The sequence below is a fragment of the Streptomyces sp. NPDC012508 genome (assembly GCF_042902595.1).
Taxonomy (GTDB): domain Bacteria; phylum Actinomycetota; class Actinomycetes; order Streptomycetales; family Streptomycetaceae; genus Streptomyces.
The window spans coordinates 40,671-59,969 of sequence record NZ_JBIBEO010000014.1; the positions used below are offsets into that span (position 1 = coordinate 40,671).

Genomic DNA, 19,299 nt, shown 5'->3' on the forward strand with positions numbered 1-19,299 from the left:
CTCCACCGCTCAGGGATGGTCTCGGCCGGCACCGACGACGCGCCATCGTAGGAAGCGGTGATCCGTACCCGGCAACCCCTAGCCGACCCCAGACAGCGTGGTCAGCCCGTGCGACGTGGCGTTGACGAGGACGGCGAAGTTGCCGGTGCCCTGGCGGTTCTCGTAGAGCATCTGGTGGCCCTCGGCGATGTCGTCGAAGGTGCCGCACCAGGTGATGCACGGGTCGAGGCGGCCCTCGGACATGAGCCGGATGACGGCCCGGTTCTCGCGGGTGTTCGAGCCGTGCGAGCCCTGCAGCCGCTTGCTGCGCATCCAGAGGTAGCGCAGGTCCAGGTCGCCGTTGTATCCGCTGGTGCCACCGCAGATGACGACCATGCCCCCGTTGTCGCACACGAACATCGAGGTCGGCAGGGTCTCCTCGCCGGGGTGCTCCACGACGATCCGCGGGTTGCGGCGCTCGCCGAGCACCTCCCAGAACTTCGCGCCGAAGCGGCGGACCTCGGCGGTCCATGCCTTCGCCGCGGCCTTGTCGTCGAGGTCGGGCAGCCGCCCCCAGTGGTTGAACTCGGTGCGGTCGATGACGCCCTTGGCACCGAGGTCGAGGGCGTACTTCGCGCGCTCCTCGCTGGAGACGACGGCGATCGGGATGCCGCCGCGCAGGTTCGTGACCTGGATGGCGGCCGATCCGATGCCGCCCGAGCCACCCCAGATCAGCACCGGGTCGCCGGGCCGCACGTCGTGCGGCGCCCAGCTGGTCAGCTGGCGGTAGGCCGTCGCGCCGGTCACCAGGAAGCTGCCCGCCCGTTCCCAGGAGAGGTTCGCGGGCTTCGGGTGGCACTGCTGTTCCTTGACGCGCGTGAACTGGGCGAAGGAGCCGTAGTTGGACTCGTAGCCCCACGCGGTCAGGGACTTCGACGCGAGGGGGTCGACACCCATCCGGATGTCGTCGGCGGTCTCGTCCCAGATCGCGCCGGAGGTGACGACCTCGTCGCCCACCTTGAACTGCGTCACGCCCTCGCCCACGGCCCAGACCACGCCGGAGGCGTCGGTGCCGCCGATGTGGAAGTCCTCGGTGGCGCCGTGCAGTTTCTGCCGCATGGCGATCACGTCGATGGGCTCCCCGAGGGAGGCCCACACGTTGTTGTAGTTGATGCCCGCGGCCATCACGTAGACGAGGACCTCGCCGCGCCCGGGCAGGGGCACGGGCATGACCTCGGTCTGCATCGCCTTGGCGGGCGGCCCGAAGCGGTCCTGGCGGATCACGTTCGCGTACATCTGCTCCGGCACCACGCCCAGCGGCGGGGGGTCGCCCAGCTCGTACAGCGGTTGTGACACGGTCGCCCCCTCACCCGGCGCCGGCGCACGCGGGTGCCGGCCCGATTCGGATCTGCCTCATTGTTGACACTCATGCGGAGCGGGACGCTACTCACCGCCCTGGGGCCTGGACACCCCCTACTGGCCCGCCGGAACCCCAGTCCTGGGGGCCCGCGGGCGCGGCGGGGCCGGTCGCCCCCTGACATCCGGCGCCGGCTGCCCCTGTTCCCCCGGCTCCCCCTTGTCCGCGCGCCCGCGAGGTGCTGGCATCACGGCAGCCTTTCCGCACGCGAGAAGTGGACGACCACATGACGATTCACGACACCACCTCGACCTGGGTCCGCGCCTACGCGCCCGCCCCGGCCGCGCCGATCCGGCTCGTGTGCCTGCCGCATGCCGGCGGCTCGGCGAGCTTCTGGCTCCCGGTGGCGAGGGCGCTGTCTCCGGAGGTGGATGTCGTCGCGATCCAGTACCCGGGTCGCCAGGACCGCCGTCATGAGCCGTGCATCGACAACCTTCCCGAACTCGCCCTGCGCATCCACGAGGTGCTCGGTCAGCTGGACGACAAGCCGACGGCGCTGCTCGGGCACAGCATGGGCGCCACCGTCGCCTTCGAGCTGGCCCAGCTGATGGAGGCCGGCCGGCCCGCGGCCCACGTCTTCGTCTCCGGCCGCCGCGCGCCCTCGGCGACGCGCCACGAGACCGTGCACCAGCGTGACGACGACGGTCTGCTCGCCGAGGTGCGCGCGCTGGCCGGTACGGACAGCCGGCTGCTGCAGGACGAGGAGATCATGCGGATGGCGCTCCCCTCCGTCCGTAACGACTACCGTGCCGCCGAGACGTACGAGTGGAAGCAGGGCGAGCCGCTGAGCTGCCCCGTCACCGCGCTGATCGGCGACGCCGACCCGAAGGCGCACATCCCCGAGGTCGAGGCCTGGGCGCGGCACACCACCGGCCCCTTCGCGATGGAGGTCCTGTCCGGCGGGCACTTCTTCCTGCTCGACCACAGCGCGCGGGTGCTGGACGTGATCCGTACCGCGCTCACCAAGAGCTGAGCCGGCAGTCCACCGACGCACAGGGAGCGAAGGCATGAGCGCGCTGTACGACCTGAACGACCCCGCCCTGGCCGCCGACCGGTTCGGGTACTACCGGCGGCTGCGGGAGACAGATCCGGTGCACCGTACGCCGCTGGGCTACTGGGTGCTCACCCGCTACGACGACGTGTCCGCGCTGCTGCGCTCCCCGCACTCCTCGAGCGCGTTCCCCAAGGAGCCGGGCTGGGCGATGACGCGGGGCGGGCCGACCTGCCCCGTGATGCGCAGCGTGGACAAGTGGCTGCTGCTGCAGGACGGAGCGGACCACCGGCGGCTGCGCAAGCTGATCGCGCGGGTGTTCACGCCACGCTTCATCGACCGGCTGCGGCCGCGCATCACGGAGATCGTGGACGGTCTGCTCGACGCCATGGGCGACGGCGAGGTGGACCTGATCCGCGACCTGGCGCTGCCGATGCCGGTCGCGGTGGTCGGGGAGCTGCTCGGTATCCCCGTCGAGGACCGGGCGCGCTGCCGGGACTGGACGGACAAGGTGGGTTACGTCCTGGACCCGGACGTCTCGCCCAGCCGGCGGATCGCCATGAACAAGGCCGAGCCGGAGTTCCGCAGGTATCTGCTGGATCTGATGGCGTCCCGGCGCGGCGCCGACCCGGAGCACGACCTGCTGTCGGTGCTGATGCAGGCGGAGGACGGCGAGCAGCTCACCGAGGACGAGATCGTCGCCAACATCCTGCTCATCTTCAACGCCGGTCATGAGACCACCGTGAACCTGATCGGCAACGGCATGCTGGCTCTGCTGAAGCAGCCGGAGGCGCTGGAGGCGCTGCGGGCGGACCCGTCGCTGATGTCGACGGCCGTGGACGAGCTGGCCCGCTTCGACCCGCCGGTCACGCTGGCCACCCGGATCGCCACCGCCGACCTGGAGATCGGAGGGAAGCTCATCCCGAAGGGGGCTCATGTCATGGGGCTGCTGGACGCGGCCGGGCGGGACCCGGAGCGCTACCCCGACCCCGACCGGCTGGACCTGGCCCGCACCGAGCCGAAGACGCTGGCGTTCAGTGCGGGTCCGCACTTCTGTCTGGGAGCGGTCCTGGGGCGGCTTGAGGCCGCGACCGTCTTCTCCCATCTGCTGGAGCGCTACGGGAAGATCGAGCTGGTGCGCGAGGACCTGCCGGTCAACAAGCACTTCAACCTGCACGGCCTGCTGGAGCTACCGCTGCGCCTCACGCACTGAGCGCCCCGCACCGGTGCGGCGTCAGAGCGTGCGCAGTACCTCGCGCAGTGCGGCGATCACCTTGTCCTGTCGCTCCTCGGAGAGCGAGGGGTACATCGGCAGGGAGAAGATCTCGCCGGCCAGTGCCTCGGTGACCGGCAGCGAACCCTCGGGCTGCCCGAGGTGGGCGAAGCCGGTCATCGTGTGGACCGGCCAGGGGTAGCTGATGTTGAGCTCGACGCCGAGCGGGCGCAGCGCCTCGATGATGGCGTCGCGGCGCGGGTGCCTGACGACGTAGAGGTAGTAGACGTGGTCGTTGCCGGAGACGATCTGCGGCAGGACGAGGTCGGTGTCCGCGAGCGCTTCGGCGTAGCGGGCCGCGACGCGGCGCCGGGCCTCGATGTAGCCGTCGAGCCGGCGCAGCTTGCGGCGCAGGATCTCGGCGTGCACCTCGTCCAGGCGGGAGTTGTGGCCCGGGGTCTGCTCGACGTAGTAGCGCCGCTCCATGCCGTAGTAGCGGTATCGGCGCAGTGCGGCGTCGGTGGCCGCGTCGTCGGTGACGACCGCGCCGGCGTCGCCGTAGGCGCCGAGCACCTTCGTCGGGTAGAAGGAGAACGCCGCGGCCTTGCCGGTGGTGCCGGCGAGGCGGCCGTTCTGCCGGGCTCCGTGCGACTGGGCGCAGTCCTCGAGGAGCGCCAGGTCGTAGCGGGCGGCGAGCTTCTCCAGCGGGGCGAGGTCGGCGCACTGGCCGTAGAGGTGGACGGGGAGCAGGCAGCGGGTGCGCGGGGTGACCGCGGCCTCTGCCTGGGCGGTGTCCATCAGGTAGTCGCTCTCGCGCACGTCCACGAAGACGGGGGTGGCGCCGACCTGGTCGATGGCGATGACCGTGGGCGCCGCGGTGTTGGAGACCGTGATGACCTCGTCGCCCGGTTTGACGCCCAGGGCGCGCAGGGCGAGGACGAGGGCGTTGGTGCCGTTGTCCACGCCGACGCCGTGCGCCAGCCCGTGGTAGGCGGCGAACTCCTTCTCGAAGCCGGTGGTGGAGGGTCCGAGGACCAGTTGTCCGGACCGGAAGACCTGGTCCACCGCGTCGAGGATGTCCTCGCGCTCCGCCTCGTACTCGTCGAGGTAGTCCCATACGCGCAGGGTCATGACGTCTCTTTTCCCTCCCGGCCGGCCAGGCCGTGTAGACAGGCGAGGATGGAGCGGGCCTGGATGTTGAGGTAGTGGCTGTGGCGGAGCAGCGCGGCCGTGTCGTGGAGCGCCGTCCAGCGGTAGTCGGGGCAGTCCGCGAGGGAGAGGCCGGCGTCGGCCTCGACGATCACGTAGCGGTTGCGGGCGTGCAGGAAGCGTCCGCCTTCCTCGGAGTGGACGGCGCTGAAGAGGACGTTCTCCTCCGGCGCGGTCAGCACGGTGTCGAGGAAGCGGGGGCGGGCCTCGGGGGGCAGGTGCGCGTAGGTCTGCGGGGTGCACTGCACGGTGGGGGCGAGTTCGAGGACGTCGAGGTGGCCTGCTTCGACCCGGGCGTGCAGCAGGGCGTGCGGCACTCCGTCGATCTCGCGGACCAGCAGCGCCACCAGTCCGGTGCCGCGTGGGGCGAGCAGCGGCTGGTCCCAGCGGCCGACCTCGCGGCCGGCTGCCTCCACCGAGACTCCGACGACGTCGAAAAAGAGTCCGTCCCGGTGGGTGACGCGGCCGTCGCGGAGCTGCCAGCCGGTGACGGAGTTCAGCGGGATCTCGCGGACGTGGCGTTCGCGGCGGGTGCGCTCCTCGGTGATCCAGCGCAGGAGTTCTCCGTACGACGGTCCGGACTCGGCCGGCGTGGGGGCGGCCGTGGGGAAGCAGGACAGCACCGTACGGGTGTCCATGTTGACCAGGTCGTCCTGGAGCAGCAGGGTGTGGAGCTGTCCCAGGGTCAGCCAGCAGAAGCCGTCGAGGACCTCGACCGGATCGGTGGTCTCGACGATCAGGTTGCGGTTGCGTTTGCGGTGGAACCAGGCGCCCTGCTCGGACTGGAGGACGTCGGCGAGCACCCGGTGGGAAGCGGTGTCGCGGAAGTATTCGAGGTAGGGGACGGCTTTGCCGCGGTGCACGCCGCTGTAGTTGCTCCGGGTCGCCTGGACGGTCGGCGAGAGCTGGATGCCGTTGATGTTTCCGGGCTCCGCCTTGGCCTGCATCAGGCAGTGCGGCACCCCGTCGAACTCCTTGACGAGGATGCCGAGGATGCCGGCCTCGGGCTGGCTGATGATGGGCTGCTGCCAGCGTTCCACGGCGGCGCCCGGGACCTGCACGTCGAGGCCGCGTACGGCGAAGAACCGGCCGCTGGAGTGGCCGACGTCCCCGGTGTGCGGGTCCACCGACCATCCCTGCAGCGCGTCCAGCGGGCGGAGTTCGACGGTGGTGTGGAAGCGGTCGCGGCAGTCGGCGAGCCAGGCGTCGAAGGCCGCCGTGTCCGTCACGACGCCGTCGACGGCCCGGGCCGACTCGGCGAACGGCGTGGCGGGTGCCTGTTCGGTCACCTGTGTCATGTCGTTCCGGCCCGGTCAGGCGCGTACGGCGAGGAACAGTCCGCGGCCGTTCTGCACCCCGGGCAGGTACTCGGCGGTCAGACCGGCCTCTGCGAAGGCCTTCTCGTACTGCTCCCTGGTGTAGAGGCGTGCCAGGTAGGTCTCGACGAAGTGCCGGATGCCGTCGTCCGGGCCCGCGACGGTGTAGTGGACCTCCATACGGGACTTGTCGTCCTGGCGGGTGGCGTGGGAGACGCGGGCCATGGTGAGCCCGTCCACGGTGCACACGTCGCCCGCCACATGGCCCGGGGTGAAGGTGTCGTCGAACCACCAGGGGTCGACGACGATCACGCCGCCGTCTTCGAGGTGTGCCTCGAACCGCCTCAGGGTGGCGACGAGTTCGGGCTCTGTCATGGCGTGGCCGATGGAGCCGAACATGCAGGTGACGACGGAGAACCGGGCCCCGAGGTCGAAGTCGCGCATGTCGCCCTGGTGGACGGTGTCCCCCAGCTTGCGACGGGCCACCTCGACCATGGGCGCGGACAGTTCCACGCCCGCGACCGTCTCGAACGTCTCGGCGAAGGCACCCAGGTGCGAGCCCGTGGCGCAGGCCACGTCCAGCAGCGAGGTGGCGGCCGGGGCCTTCTCGCGGGCGAGGCCGGCGACGAACTGCGCCTCGCGGGCGTAGTCCTTGCCCCGGCCCTGGTGGATCAGGTCGTAGATCTCGGCGAATTCTGCACCGTACACGGCTGTGGTCCCCTCGGACTGCTCAGACTGCGCTCTTGTGGCGGGCGGTGAGGTCCTCGAGGACCGGGACGACTTCGTTGGGCGAGGGCGCGGACAGCAGGTCCTTGCGGAGCGCCTCGGCTCCCGTGCGGAACGACGGGTCCTCGAGGAGTCGTACGAGGGACTCGCGCACGCCCTCGGGTGTGACCTGGCCCGGCGGCAGGGAGATGCCCGCGCCGGACCGCTCGACGAGGTCGGCGCGTACGACCGTGTCCCAGAAGCCGGGCAGGATCAGCTGTGGGACGCCGTAGTAGGCGGCGGTGGACTGGACGCCCGCTCCGCCGATGTGGATCACGGCCGAACAGGTCGGCAGCAGGCCCTGCATGGGTACGAAGTCCATGACGGTGGCGTTGTCCGGTGCCATGTCCGCCGACTCCCCCGGGGCCGGCAGCAGGGTGGCGATCAGCTCGATGTCGAGGTCGGCGAAGGCCTGGAGGGCGCCGATGCTGAACATGTCGAAGCCGAAGTAGCCGCGTACGGAGATGCCGGCGGTGACGGCGACGCGGGGCTTGGACGGCTCGGCGGCGAGCCATTCGGGAAGCTCTGCCTGCCCGTTGTACGGGATGTAGCGCACGCCGACCACCGGCAGGCCGTTGTCGATGCGGTGGCCGGGCGGGCTGACGTCGATCGTCCACTGTCCGTTGGCGACGGTCTCGTCGTAGGCCGCGCCGTGCCGCGCGAGCGACTCGGTGAGCCAGTCGCGCAGCGGGTCGGTCCGCTGGTCCTCGGGGAGCTCCGCGAGGCGGTCCAGGAAGTCGTTGCGGGAGCGGGTCACGACGTCCGCCCCCCACAGCATGCGGGCGTGCGCCGCGCCGGTGACCTGGGCGGCGACTGCTCCCGCCCAGGTGAACTGCTCCCACACGATCAGGTCGGGCTGCCACCAGCGGGCGTGGTCGACCAGTGCGTCGGTGAAGTCGTCGTTGTTGACGGTGCGGAAGTACCGGGAGGTGGTCTCGTCGAAGAAGCGGAAGAGCTCCTCGTGGCCCAGGTCCGCCGAGCGCGTGACGGCTTCGGCGACGCGGGCCCCCCAGCCTTCGTCCTGGCTGGCCTCCATGACCTGCTTCCACCGGTGGTCGCCGCCGAGCGGCACCGCCGTCAGCCCGGTCCTGGTGACGGTCTCCGCCATCTCCGGCTGGGTGGCGACCCTGACCTCGTGGCCCGCTGTGCGCAGCGCCCACGCCAGGGGCACCATGCTGAAAAAGTGCGTCTTCTCCGCATGTGCCACGAAGAGAATGCGCATTGCCGTCCTCCAGACGGGACCGTTGACGGGAACGGACCGGGTTCACTGAGGTGGTGTACTCGGCAGGAACATAGGGACTGGTCGTACGCGCCGAACACCCCCTACGGCCCCTACACCTGGCCTGCTCCACCCCAGTGCGCCGGCGCCGGCGCCAGCGCGGCGGCGGTGCGTCGCAGCGCGTCCTTCAGCTCCACCCGCGCGCTCCAGCCCGTGACCGCGTGGAAGGGCCTCGGGTCGACCACCACGTCCTCGCTGTCGGCCGGGTCGGCGTGGTCGGGCGGGGGCACGGTCACGACGGGGACGGCCGGGTTTCCGGTCTGCGCGGCGACGGCCTCGGCGACGCCGGTGAAGAGGGAGAGCAGGGTGACGCCGGTGCCGGTGCCGATCTCCCAGTAGCTGCCGGAGAGCCGGTCGGCATGGTCGTGGGCGGCCAGCAGGGCCTCCACGACGTCGTCGACGTAGACCAGGTCGCGGCGGACCGAGCCGTCGCCCCAGACGGTGAGCGGCTCGCCGGCCAGGGCGCGGCGGGTCATGGCGGCGACCACGCCGCGGTCGGGAGCGGTGGTGGCGGGGCCGTGGCCGAAGACCGTGGGCAGGCAGAGCGAGACGCTGCACAGTACGCCCTCGGCGGCGGCGTGCGCGAGCACGTTCTCGGCGAGCAGTTTCTGCCGTACGTACGGGCTCTTCACGTCGCCCGGGTCGACCGCCCCGCCGGGGCCGGCGCCCAGGTGGGTGGTCGTGCTGGGGAAGACCACGACGGGGCGCCGTGCTCCCCGGCTTCCGGCCCCGAGCGCCGCGGCGAGGTCGCGGACCAGGCCGACGTTCAGCCGCTCGGCGGCGAGGTCGTCCTCGGTGACCCGCCAGCCCGCCTCGGTGGCCGCGACCAGGTGGAAGACGGCGTCGGCCCCGTCGACGGCATCGGCGATCGCGCCCGGCGCGGCGAGGTCCGCCGTGCGGACCTCGATGTCGGCGACCGCCCCGGCGGGGACGGGGGTCTCGCGGCGGGCCACCAGTCTCAGCCGGACGGGTCTGGCGGCCAGGGCACGGGTGAGCGGCGAGCCGATGAAGCCGGACGCGCCGAGCACCACGACCAGGGGACGGCCGTCGCCGCCGGGGCGGGCCGTCATGCGTACATCGCCTTCTCGATCTGCCGGCACTGCTCGTACACCGGCAGTGTCCCGGCCTCCGCCGCCTCGGCCAGGGTGGGGGCGACCGAGTCGCGGTCGGAGAGGACCATCCGGTCACGGTCCGGCAGCGGCAGGCCGAGCGCGGGGTCCAGGACCGTGAGGGCCAGCTCGTGCTCGGGGACGTAGCTGCTGGAGACCATGTACGACATGACCGTGTCGTCCTCGAGCGAGATGAAGGCGTGGCCGAGGCCGAGCGGGAAGTACACGGCGCGGTGGTCGGTCTGGTCGAGCAGCACCGAGTCCCAGGCGCCGAAGGTGGGCGAGCCGACGCGGACGTCCACCACGATGTCGATGGCGCTGCCACGCGCGCAGTAGACGTACTTCGCCGCGCCGGGCGGCGTGAGGGTGTAGTGGACGCCGCGCACCACGTCACGGGCGGAGACGCTGTGGTTGGTCTGGGCGACGGGGAAGAGCGGGTGGCCGAGGGCGGCGGTGAACGCCGGTTCCTGGTACGGCGAGAGGAAGGCGCCCCGGCTGTCGGGGAAGACCTTCGGGGTGAAGGCGTAGGCGCCTTCCACTCGCAGGGGTCGGACGGACATGGAGCCGGTGACGGCGGCGTCGCGCGCGGTGGCGGACGGGGCTTCGGGCACGGCAGACCTCACGGTTGAACGGACGGGGGCACGCGGTGCGGGTGGGGCGGTGCGGGTGGGGGGTGTGGGTGGCGTGGTGCGGGTGCACACCGGTGCGGGTGACGGGGGTGGTGGCGCGTGCTCAGCGGAAGCGGCGGCCCTCGTCGGCGCGGTAGGCACGGAACGCGATGAAGGCGAGGAGGACGGTCCAGACGCCCTGCGCGATCAGCGAGGCGGGCTGCGGGGTGTAGTCGCTCACCGCCGCCCACACCAGTTCCGCGGCGCCGCGGACCGGGGTGTAGGGAGCGACGGTGGCGATGAAGCCGTCCGTCGCGTACGGGTCGGCGAGCAGGCCGCCGAGCACGACCAGGACGAGCGGGGTGATGCTGGTCAGCATGGCCACCAGGTAGGGGTTGACGGCGTACCCGATGGCCAGCATGAAGAGCGCGAAGGGCACCACCGCGAGCATCAGGGCCAGCAGTCCGAGCAGGAGCTGCCCCGGGGAGACACTGGCCTCGGTGCCGATGGCGGCGACCAGGATCAGCGGGATCGCACCGAGCAGGGTCATCAGCAGGCTCAGCGTCACCATGGAGACCATGCGCGGCACCGGTCCGCCGGGCAGTGTGCGGACGTACCCTCCCCAGGGCTTCATCCGGGCGTCGGCGATGCCCATCCCGTACTGCGCGGAGCAGATGATGAGCACCGCGAAGAGGCACATGGAGGCCGTGCCCATGGTCGCCGTCGCGGGGTCGGAGCCCAGTGTGGGGACGACGAACACGAACATGCCGCCGGCGGGCATGAAGAGCAGTCCGAAGAAGACCGCGGGGATGCGGACGGCCTCCAGGATCTCGAACTTGACATAGGCGAGAGTGGTGTTCATCGTGCGATCGCCTCCGCGACGGCCTTGGTTTCGTCGGTGATCGGGGCCGCGTCCCGGTTGCGGCCGAGCAGTGCGAGGAAGGCGTCCTCCAGGGACCCGGCGCTGACGTCGAGTTCGTCGAAGGGCGCGCCGGAGGCGACGAGGTCGCGCACCATCTGGTCGGAGTCCTGGGAGATCAGGTGCACCCGGTCGCCCTCCCGCTCGACGGCGACGAGGCCGGGAAGATCGGGTACCTCGGCCATCCGCACGGTGACCCGGCGCAGGCCGCTCACCCGGCGCAGCGACGCGACGCTGTCGTCGGCGACGCAGCGGCCCTGGTCGATGATCACGACGCGTTCGGCGAGCTCCTCCACCTCGTCGAGGTAGTGGCTGGTCAGGACGACCGTGCCGCCGCCCTGGTGGAAGGCGCGGATGCCGTCCCACAGCGTGCGGCGGGCCTCGACGTCAAGGCCGGTGGTCGGCTCGTCCAGGAACACCAGGTCGGGTTCGCCGACGAACGCGAGCGCGATGGCCAGGCGTCGCTTCTGGCCACCGGAGAGGCCGCCGACCTGGCGGCCGGCGAACTCGGTGATGCCGAACCGCTCCTGCAGCTCCTTCGTGTCGGCGGAGCGCGTGAAGTGCGCCGCCACGAAGTCCATGACCTCGGTGGCCTTGAGGGTCTCGGGCAGGCCGGTCTCCTGCGGGGTCATGCCCATCCGGCGGCGGGCCTCCACGTGCCGGGGGTCGCGGCCGAACAGCTCGACCCTGCCCTGCGTGGGCTTGCGCAGCCCGGTGAAGAGGTTGATGAGGGTGCTCTTGCCGGCGCCGTTGGGGCCGAGCAGGCCGATCAGCTGTCCGGCCGGTATGTCGAGGGATATGCCGTCCACGGCGGTCGTCTCGCCGTAGCGCCGGGTCACCCCGATCGCACGGGCCAGCGGTTGGATGGTCATCGGGGTTCCTCCATGGAACGGGCGCTTCCGGACGCTCCCGGCGGGGCCGGCCGGACTGTCGGTGTGGTGGGGGTTCACGGTGGTCATCGGGGGAGTTCCCCGATCCACCGGTGGACTGCGCGAGCCGTCGTCCCGACGTGCTCGGCCATCATCGTGAAGTGGTCGCCCGGTACGTCGACGACGTCGCGGGCGGCCTTCCACGCGCTGCGCCAGTCACGGCCGTCGGCGGGCTCGCGCAGCGGCTGTGTGGCACGCAGCAGAAGAGTCGGGAAGCGGGTGTCGGGATCCGGGTTCGTCCAGAACAGGTTGCCGTACCAGGCCATCGCGGTGAGACGGCTGTCGTCCATGGCGACGAACTGCTCCACCCGGTCGAAGACCCCCTCGGAAAGCTCGGCGTTCCACTCCACCATCAGTGGGTCGTCCAGAGCGTAGACGTCCGCCAGCACCAACCCCGCAGGCGGGGCCCCCAGTTCGGCCATGCGCACCGCCAGCCGGTGGGCAAGCAGCGCGCCTCCGGAGTGCCCGAAGAGGACGACCGGGGTGTCCTTGGCGTGCGCGAGGACGCCCTGCGCCTGCCAGTCCAGTGCGACTTCGGGGGTCGCGGGCAGCAGCTCGCCGCGGCCGTAGCCGAGGACGGGCACCGCGGCCACGCGGCGTGCGCCGCGCAGCGGTGCGGCCAGCCGCGCGAACTCGTGCGGACCGCCGCCGGCCGTCAGGCCGCTGACGCAGACCAGCAGCTCGGGCGCCGGGCCGTCGGCGAGGGTGGTGAGCACCGCCGGTCCGCCCGCCTCGGGCACGTCGTCGGCCATGGGCCGGAACTTCGCCGTCTCGCCGACCAGTTCGAGGAACTCCTGGATCCGCCCGGTGCGCACGGCCTCCCGGTAGAGGGAGTCGAGCAGGCCGACCGGGTTGCGGTCGGTGGGCGAGATGCCGAGCACCGGGGCGGGCGCCGTCCCGGCCGGGGCGGTGCCGCCGTCGGCGGCCGTACCGCCGACGAGGTGGCGGGCGAGGGCGGCGGGCGTGGGGTGGTCGAAGACGAGGGTGCCCGGCAGCGACAGGCCCGTGGCCAGCTCCAGCGTGTCGCGGATCTCCAGCGCGGCGACCGAGTCGACACCCAGCTCCAGGAACGGGCGGTCGGGGGTGACGGACGTGGTGTCGGTGTGCCCGAGCACGGTGGCGGCCGTCGTACGGACGAGATCGAGCCCCACCCGCTGCCGGTCCGGCCCGGTGAGGCCGGGTCCCGCTTCCGCGTCCGGTGCCAGGGCCGAAGTACCCGATGCGGCCAACAGGCGCTGGACTTCGGGGAGTTCGTCGAACAGCGGGCGGTGCCTGGCCAGGGTGTAGGCGGGGTGGAAGCGTCCCCAGTCGACGTCGGCGACGACGGCGCAGGGCGCCGGCGCTGCCACCGCCTCGGCCAGGGCGGCCCAGACGGTGGCGGGATCCAGCGGGCGCAGGGCGGGACGCGGGGCGGCCGGGTCCTCCTCGCCCGTCGCCCACGGCCCCCAGGAGACCGAGGTCGCGGGCAGACCGAGGGAATGGCGGTACGCGGCGAGGGCGTCCGTCCGGGCGCTCGCGGCGGAGCGTGCCGCGGCTCCCGTGCCGCCCCAGACGCCTGTTCCCGAGGAGATCAGGACGAACGCCTCCAGGCCGGTGGCCAGGTCGCCCGTCACGTCGTGCAGCACCTGGGCGCCGTCGGCCGCGGCCGACGCGCGCAGGTCGCCCGGGCGCAGCTTCGTCCACGGGGTGTCCGCCTCCGCGCCCACCGCGTGGACCACGGCGGTGAGCGGCCGGTCGGCGGGGATCGCCGCCAGCACTTCGGCGACGGCGGCCCGGTCGGTGACGTCCGCGGCGGCGAAGGTGACCTCGACGGGCAGGCTCTCGGCGAACTCGCGGGCGCCGGGTGCGTCGGCGCCCCGGCGGCTGAGCAGCACCAGATGTCCGGCTCCGTGCGCGGCGAGCGCCGTGGCCAGCGTCCGGCCGCGCCGGCCGGTTCCGCCGGTGACCAGCACGGTGCCCGAGGGCTGCCAGGGCGCGGCCCCGGCGGGCGGCGGGGCGGTGGTGACCCTGCGGGCCATGGGGGTGGCCCGCAGGGCGATCTGGTCCTCGCCCGACGTACCGGCGGCGAGTAGCGCGGCCAGGCGCGCCGCGGTCCTCGTGTCCGGGTTCGCGGGCAGGTCCACCAGGCCGCCCCAGCGGTGGGGAGCCTCCAGGCCCAGGGTGCGGCCCAGTCCCCAGACGGCGGCGCGGGCGGGGTCGGCGGGCGGGTCGGCCGGGCCGGTGGCGACGGCGCCCGTGGTCAGGCACCACAGGCGGGCGTCCGCCGCGATGTCGTCGAGTGCCTGGGCGAGGGCGAGGACGGTGGCGGGTTCCTCGGCGAGGCAGAGCACACCGGTGACCGCGAACGCTTCGTCGTGGGCCCCGGTGACCGCGGTCGCCTCGTCGTGGGCTGTCCGCAGCGCCTCGGCGTACGCCTGCCTGCTGTCCCCCGTGTCGGGGACCTCGGCCACCCGCATTCCCTGCTCGCGCAGTTGCGCGATCAGGGCGGCGGCGCTGCCGCCGGCGGCGCCCACCGCGAGCCAGGTGCCGTGGGGCACGGCCCGGCCCGGCTCGGGCAGGGGGCGCCAGGTCACCTGGTAGCGGCCGGTCCGCTCGCCGTCCCGCGCCGCGACGGGGTGCGGTGCGGGCCAGTAGCGGCGCCGCTGGAAGGCGTACGTCGGGAGATCGGGGCGGGGCCCGGTGGCGGGCCCGAGGAGCCCGTCCCAGCCGACGGGGACGCCGGCCGTGTGCAGCCGGGCGACGGCGGTGAGCAGCGCGACGTGCTCCGGCCGGCCGGAGCGCTGGAGCGCCACGGCGAGCGTGGCGGTGGTGTCGTCGAGCGCACGGGCGCGGTCCAGGGTCCGCTCCACCGGGACGGTGAGCGCGGCCCCGGGGCCGATCTCGGCGAAGCGGGTCACGCCCTGGCCGAGGAGGGTGCCGACGGCGTCGGAGAAGCGGACGGTGGCACGTATCTGACGGACCCAGTACTCCGGGGTGGACATCGCACCGTCGTCCTCGAGCCCGGTGACCGTGGACATCAGCGGGATGCGGGCGGGGCCGTACTCCAGGGTCTCGGCCACGGCGGCGAAGTCGTCGAGCACGGGGTCCATGTGCGGGGAGTGGAAGGCGTGCGAGACGTCCAGGGAGCGGATCCTGCGGCCGGTGCGCCTGCCTTCCTCGGCCAGTTCCGCCAGGATGTCGGCGTCGCCGGAGAGGACGACCTCGTCGCGGGTGTTGACGGCGGCGATCCCCACGCGGTCCTCGTACCCGGCGAGCGCGGAGCGCGCCTCGGCCTCGGACATCCGCACCGACACCATCGCGCCGCCCTCGGGAAGCGCCCCCATCAGCCGGGCTCGGGCGGCCACCAGGGTGCAGGCGTCGTCGAGCGACAGGATGCCGGCGACGTGCGCGGCGGCGAGTTCGCCCACGGAGTGCCCGGCCAGCCGGTCGGGGGTCAGGTTCCAGGACTCCAGCAGCCGGAAGAGGGCCACCTCGAAGGCGAAGAGGGCGAGCTGCGTCCAGGCGGTGCGGCCGAGCGCTTCGGCGTCATGGAGGACGACGTCGCGCAGCGGGCGGTCCAGGTCCGGGTCGAGGTGGGCGCAGACCGCGTCGAAGGCGTCGGCGAACACCGGGTAGTTCTCGTACAGTTCGCGGCCCATGCCGACGCGCTGCGCGCCCTGACCGGAGAAGACGAAGGCGAGGTCGCCGCTCGCGGCCACGCCGCGGACGATCTCGGCTCCCGTGACGGCACCGGCGGTTCCGGCGAGCCCGGTGAGCCCGCGACGCAGGCCGTCGGCGTCGGGCGCCAGCACGACGGCCCGGTGCTCCAGGCCGGCCCGGGCGGTGGCCAGTTGGCGGGCGACAGCGCGCAGGTCGAGCGCTGTGCCGGTGCGGTCGAGGTGCGAGCGGAGCCGGTCGGCCTGGGCGCGCAGCGCGTCCTCGGACCGGCCCGAGATCGGCCAGAGCACGAGCGGAGCGGCGGTGTCCGGCTCGTCGGCGGACGGCGGGGTCACCTGCGGCGCCGGCTCACGCGGGGCCTCCTCGATGAGGACGTGGGCGTTGGTGCCGCTGATCCCGAACGAGGACACGCCGGCCCTGCGGGCGTGGCCCGTCTCCGGCCAGGGACGGTCCTCGGTAAGGAGCGTCACCGCGCCGGCCGACCAGTCCACATGCGGCGTCGGCTCGTCCACGTGCAGCGTCCGGGGCAGCACACCCCGACGGATCGCCTCCACCATCTTGATCACACCCGCGACACCCGAAGCAGCCTGAGTGTGACCGATGTTCGACTTCACCGACCCCAGATACAGCGGCTCCTCGCGGTCCTGTCCGTACGTCGCCAGCAATGCCTGCGCCTCGATCGGGTCACCCAGCCGCGTACCCGTACCGTGCGCCTCTACTGCGTCGACCTCGGACGTCTCCAGACCCGCCGCGGCCAGCGCCGCCCGCACCACCCGCTGCTGCGCAGGACCGTTGGGCGCCGTCAAACCGTTCGACGCACCGTCCTGGTTCACCGCCGAACCCCGCACCACCCCGAGCACCTCGTGCCCGTTGCGGCGCGCGTCCGACAGCCGCTCCAGCAGCAGCAGACCCACACCCTCACCCCAGCCCGTGCCGTCCGCGCCGGCCGCGAACGCCTTGCACCGGCCGTCCCCGGCCAGGCCGCCCTGGCGGCCGAACTCGGCGAACACCGCGGGCGAGGGCATCACGGTGACGCCGCCCGCGAGCGCCATGGAGCACTCGCCGGTGCGCAGCGACTGCGCCGCCAGGTGCAGCGCCACCAACGACGACGAGCACGCCGTGTCGACGGTCACCGCCGGGCCCTCGAGCCCGAAGGTGTAGGAGATGCGGCCGGACAGCACGCTGTTGGAGGTGCCGGTCAGGGCGTGGCTCTCGGAGCCTTCCGGCAGGACGCCGGCCATGGCGTAGCCCGCGGCGGAGGCGCCGACGAAGACGCCGACGCGCGTGCCCCGTACGGAGGTCGGCGCGATGCCTCCGCGCTCGAGCAGCTCCCAGGAGGCTTCGAGGAGCACCCGCTGATGCGGGTCCATGGCGACGGCCTCGCGGGGCGAGATGCCGAATAGGTCCGCGTCGAACTCCGTGGCGTCGTGCAGGAATCCGCCCTCGGCGGTGAACCCGCCCGCTCCCGACAGGTCCCAGCCCCGGTCCGCGGGGAACGGCGACATGGCGTCGGTCCCGGCCGCGACCAGCTCCCAGAAGCGCTCCGGGGAGTCGGCGCCGCCGGGGTAGCGGCAGCTCATCGAGACGATGACGACCGGGTCGTCCGTCTCGGCGAGGGCGGCGGGCCGTGCCTGTACGGGTGCGGCGCCCGGCTCCGTGACGCCGAGCCGGGCGAGCAGTTCGGCGGCGGCCACCCGGGCGGTGGGGTGGTCGAAGACCAGGGTGGCCGGAAGCCGCAGTCCGGTCGCCCCGGCCAGGCCGTCGCGGACGCGGAGCGCGGTGAGGGAGTCGATGCCCAGTGCCGTGAAGACCTCGTCGGGGTCGACGGCTTCGGAGCCGGTGTGGCCGAGCACACCGGCGACGACGGTACGCACCAGGTCGAGCAGGATGCGGGTGCGGTCGGCGGGGAGAGCGGCCACGAGCCGCGCGCGCAGCTCGTGGCCGGCCCCGTCGCCGGCGCTCTCGGGGGCGGCGCCGTCCGCCTGCGCGGCGACCGCCTCCGGCAGGTCGGTCAGCAGCGGGCTCGGGCGGCGCAGGGTGAACGAGGGCGCGAAGCGGCCCCAGTCGACGTCCGCGACCACGCCGGTGGCGCGGCCGGAGTCCACGGCGGCGGACAGCGCGGCCAGGCACAGCCTCGGTGCCATGGTCGTGATGCCCCGGTCCCGGAGGTAGTCCCCGGCTTCCCGGTCGGCCGCCATGCCGCTGCCGCCCCAGGCGCCCCACGCCACGGACGTGGCGGCCAGGCCCCGGGCCCGCCGCTGTTCGGCGAGTGCGTCGAGGGCCGCGTTGGCGGCGGAGTACGCCGCCTGCCCGCCGCTGCCCCAGACCCCGGCGATCGAGGAGAACAGCACGAACAGCTCGGCCCTCTCCCCCAGCAGGTCGTCCAGGTGGAGCGCGCCGAGCACCTTGGCGTGGGCGGCCTCGGCGATCTCGGCCGGGGAGGTGACGGCCAGCGGCACGGTGGCCGCGACACCGGCGGTGTGGACGACGCCGGTGACCGGGTGCTCGGCGAGCAGCGCGGCCAGGGCCTCGCGGTCGGCGACGTCGCAGGCGACGACGGTCGCCGTCGCCCCGAGCTCGCCCAGCTCGGCGACCAGTTCGGCGACGCCGGGCGCCTGGGGACCGGAGCGGCTCACGAGGAGCAGCTCGGTGACCCCGCGTCCGGCGAGCCAGCGGGCGACCTCGCGGCCGAGCGCACCGGTCCCGCCGGTGACGAGCACCGGACCGCCGGGGGTCCACGCCTCGGTGACCGGGTGCGGTTCCGGGGCGGCACGCCGTACCCGACGGGCGAAGACTCCGGACGGCCGTACCGCCAGCTGGTCCTCGCTCTCGGCGACGCCGGCCAGGAGCGCGCCGAGCCGGGTCGCGGACCGGGCGTCGGTGGCGGACAGGTCGATCACTCCGCCCCATCGCTCGGGGTGCTCCAGGGCGGCGCTGCGCCCGAGGCCCCACAGCATGGCCTGGGCGCGGCTCACCTCGCCGTCGGCACGGCCCACGGCGACCGCGCCGCGGGTGACGCACCACAGGGGTGCGCCGGATCCCGCGTCGCCGAGCGCCTGGAGCAGGGTGACGGTGTCGCCGGCCCCGGTGGGCAGAGCAGCGCCCTCGGGGTGCGGGCGCTCGTCGAGCGCCAGCAGGGAGACCACACCCGTCAGGCCGTCCGGATCCGGCAGCGCGGCAGCGAGTTCGGCACGTGTCGCCCCGGCGGGGGCGGTGATCTCGGTGAGGTCCGCCCGAGCGAGCGCGGTTCGCACGGTCGCGCGTTCCGCTTCCGCCCCGGACGACGGGAGGACCAGCAGCCAGCGCCCCGTCGGCGCGGTGGACGGCAGTCCGACCAGCGGGCTCCACGCCACGTCGTAGCGCCAGGAGGCGACGGCGGTCTCCTGGCGGCGGCCCTGCCGCCAGGCGGTGAGGGCGGGCAGCACCTGGGCGAGGTCCGGCGCGTCGATGCCGAGGGCCTTGGCGACGGCCTCGGTGTCGCCGCTCTCGACGCCACCCCAGAACGCCTGCTCCGCCGGATCGGTGCCCGCCTGGGCTTCCGGTCCGGCAGCAGGGCGCTCGACGGGGGTGGGCCAATAGCGGTCACGCGCGAAGGCGTAGGTGGGGAGGTCGACGGGCCGGGCCTCGGGCAGGACGCCGGTCCAGTCGACCGGGACGCCCGCCACGTGAGCTTCGGCCAGGGCGGTCAGCCAGCGTGTCGCGTCCCCACGGTCACGGTGGAGGGTGGCCAGCGTGACGCCCGGCTGCCCGGACGCCTCCAGCGACTGCTCGATGCCGGGGGTCAGGACGGGGTGGGGGCTGCACTCCAGGAAGACCGACCGGCCGTCGGCGAGCAGCGCATTCGTCGCCTCGTCGAACCGGACCAGCGACCGCAGACTCTCGTACCAGTACCCGGCGTCCATCACCGC

The 19,299-nt window shown here is 73.3% G+C and carries 12 protein-coding genes; 2 read left to right on the top strand and 10 right to left on the bottom strand.

What is annotated here, in order from left to right; translation table 11 throughout:
• Positions 1-78: 78 nt before the first annotated feature.
• Positions 79-1,335, bottom strand: a complete 1,257-nt coding sequence (gene ccrA, locus ACFY8U_RS35460; protein ID WP_389576240.1) for a crotonyl-CoA carboxylase/reductase — start codon at positions 1,333-1,335, stop codon at positions 79-81.
• Positions 1,336-1,622: 287 nt separating this feature from the next.
• On the opposite strand from ccrA, the gene ACFY8U_RS35465 reads away from it, so the two are divergent.
• On the top strand, positions 1,623-2,369 hold the full coding sequence (locus tag ACFY8U_RS35465; RefSeq protein ID WP_389576241.1) for a thioesterase II family protein: 747 nt from the start codon (positions 1,623-1,625) through the stop codon (positions 2,367-2,369).
• A 34-nt stretch (positions 2,370-2,403) separates the two neighbouring features.
• Positions 2,404-3,600 carry a cytochrome P450 gene (locus ACFY8U_RS35470; RefSeq protein WP_389576242.1) on the top strand — a complete coding sequence of 399 codons (1,197 nt, stop codon included), beginning with the start codon at positions 2,404-2,406 and terminating at the stop codon, positions 3,598-3,600.
• Positions 3,601-3,621: 21 nt separating this feature from the next.
• Here ACFY8U_RS35470 and ACFY8U_RS35475 read toward each other — a convergent pair whose 3' ends face one another.
• From ACFY8U_RS35475 to ACFY8U_RS35515, 9 genes are all read right to left on the bottom strand, one after another.
• Positions 3,622-4,731: a DegT/DnrJ/EryC1/StrS family aminotransferase gene (locus tag ACFY8U_RS35475; protein WP_389576243.1), complete on the bottom strand. Its 1,110-nt coding sequence runs from the start codon at positions 4,729-4,731 to the stop codon at positions 3,622-3,624.
• On the bottom strand, positions 4,728-6,107 hold the full coding sequence (locus ACFY8U_RS35480) for an NDP-hexose 2,3-dehydratase family protein (protein ID WP_389576244.1): 1,380 nt from the start codon (positions 6,105-6,107) through the stop codon (positions 4,728-4,730). The genes ACFY8U_RS35475 and ACFY8U_RS35480 overlap by 4 nt, the downstream gene beginning before the upstream one ends.
• Before the next feature lie 15 nt (positions 6,108-6,122).
• Positions 6,123-6,833, bottom strand: a complete 711-nt coding sequence (locus ACFY8U_RS35485; protein ID WP_361769202.1) for a class I SAM-dependent methyltransferase — start codon at positions 6,831-6,833, stop codon at positions 6,123-6,125.
• A 22-nt stretch (positions 6,834-6,855) separates the two neighbouring features.
• Positions 6,856-8,112, bottom strand: a complete 1,257-nt coding sequence (locus tag ACFY8U_RS35490) for an activator-dependent family glycosyltransferase (RefSeq protein WP_389576245.1) — start codon at positions 8,110-8,112, stop codon at positions 6,856-6,858.
• A 110-nt stretch (positions 8,113-8,222) separates the two neighbouring features.
• On the bottom strand, positions 8,223-9,239 hold the full coding sequence (locus tag ACFY8U_RS35495) for an NAD-dependent epimerase/dehydratase family protein (RefSeq protein ID WP_389576246.1): 1,017 nt from the start codon (positions 9,237-9,239) through the stop codon (positions 8,223-8,225).
• A complete protein-coding gene (locus tag ACFY8U_RS35500) occupies positions 9,236-9,838 on the bottom strand; it encodes a dTDP-4-dehydrorhamnose 3,5-epimerase family protein (protein WP_220652093.1) in 603 nt (200 codons plus the stop codon). Before ACFY8U_RS35500 ends, ACFY8U_RS35495 begins: the two co-directional genes overlap by 4 nt.
• Positions 9,839-10,010: 172 nt before the next feature.
• The gene (locus ACFY8U_RS35505; protein ID WP_389576247.1) at positions 10,011-10,748 is read right to left on the bottom strand and encodes an ABC transporter permease; all 738 of its coding nucleotides are present in this window, start codon (positions 10,746-10,748) and stop codon (positions 10,011-10,013) included.
• A complete protein-coding gene (locus tag ACFY8U_RS35510; RefSeq protein ID WP_389576248.1) occupies positions 10,745-11,677 on the bottom strand; it encodes an ABC transporter ATP-binding protein in 933 nt (310 codons plus the stop codon). The genes ACFY8U_RS35505 and ACFY8U_RS35510 overlap by 4 nt, the downstream gene beginning before the upstream one ends.
• 83 nt (positions 11,678-11,760) lie before the next feature.
• A complete protein-coding gene (locus ACFY8U_RS35515) occupies positions 11,761-19,293 on the bottom strand; it encodes an SDR family NAD(P)-dependent oxidoreductase (RefSeq protein WP_389576249.1) in 7,533 nt (2,510 codons plus the stop codon).
• Positions 19,294-19,299 lie beyond the last annotated feature (6 nt).

Bases quoted from the DNA above. Each gene is read 5' to 3' on its own strand.
- ACFY8U_RS35465 (WP_389576241.1), top strand. From the start codon at position 1,623: ATGACGATTCACGACACCACCTCGACCTGGGTCCGCGCCTACGCGCCC.
- ACFY8U_RS35470 (WP_389576242.1), top strand. From the start codon at position 2,404: ATGAGCGCGCTGTACGACCTGAACGACCCCGCCCTGGCCGCCGACCGG.
- ACFY8U_RS35475 (WP_389576243.1), bottom strand. From the start codon at position 4,731: ATGACCCTGCGCGTATGGGACTACCTCGACGAGTACGAGGCGGAGCGC.
- ACFY8U_RS35480 (WP_389576244.1), bottom strand. From the start codon at position 6,107: ATGACACAGGTGACCGAACAGGCACCCGCCACGCCGTTCGCCGAGTCG.
- ACFY8U_RS35490 (WP_389576245.1), bottom strand. From the start codon at position 8,112: ATGCGCATTCTCTTCGTGGCACATGCGGAGAAGACGCACTTTTTCAGC.
- ACFY8U_RS35495 (WP_389576246.1), bottom strand. From the start codon at position 9,239: ATGACGGCCCGCCCCGGCGGCGACGGCCGTCCCCTGGTCGTGGTGCTC.
- ACFY8U_RS35500 (WP_220652093.1), bottom strand. From the start codon at position 9,838: ATGTCCGTCCGACCCCTGCGAGTGGAAGGCGCCTACGCCTTCACCCCG.
- ACFY8U_RS35505 (WP_389576247.1), bottom strand. From the start codon at position 10,748: ATGAACACCACTCTCGCCTATGTCAAGTTCGAGATCCTGGAGGCCGTC.
- ACFY8U_RS35510 (WP_389576248.1), bottom strand. From the start codon at position 11,677: ATGACCATCCAACCGCTGGCCCGTGCGATCGGGGTGACCCGGCGCTAC.
- ACFY8U_RS35515 (WP_389576249.1), bottom strand. From the start codon at position 19,293: ATGGACGCCGGGTACTGGTACGAGAGTCTGCGGTCGCTGGTCCGGTTC.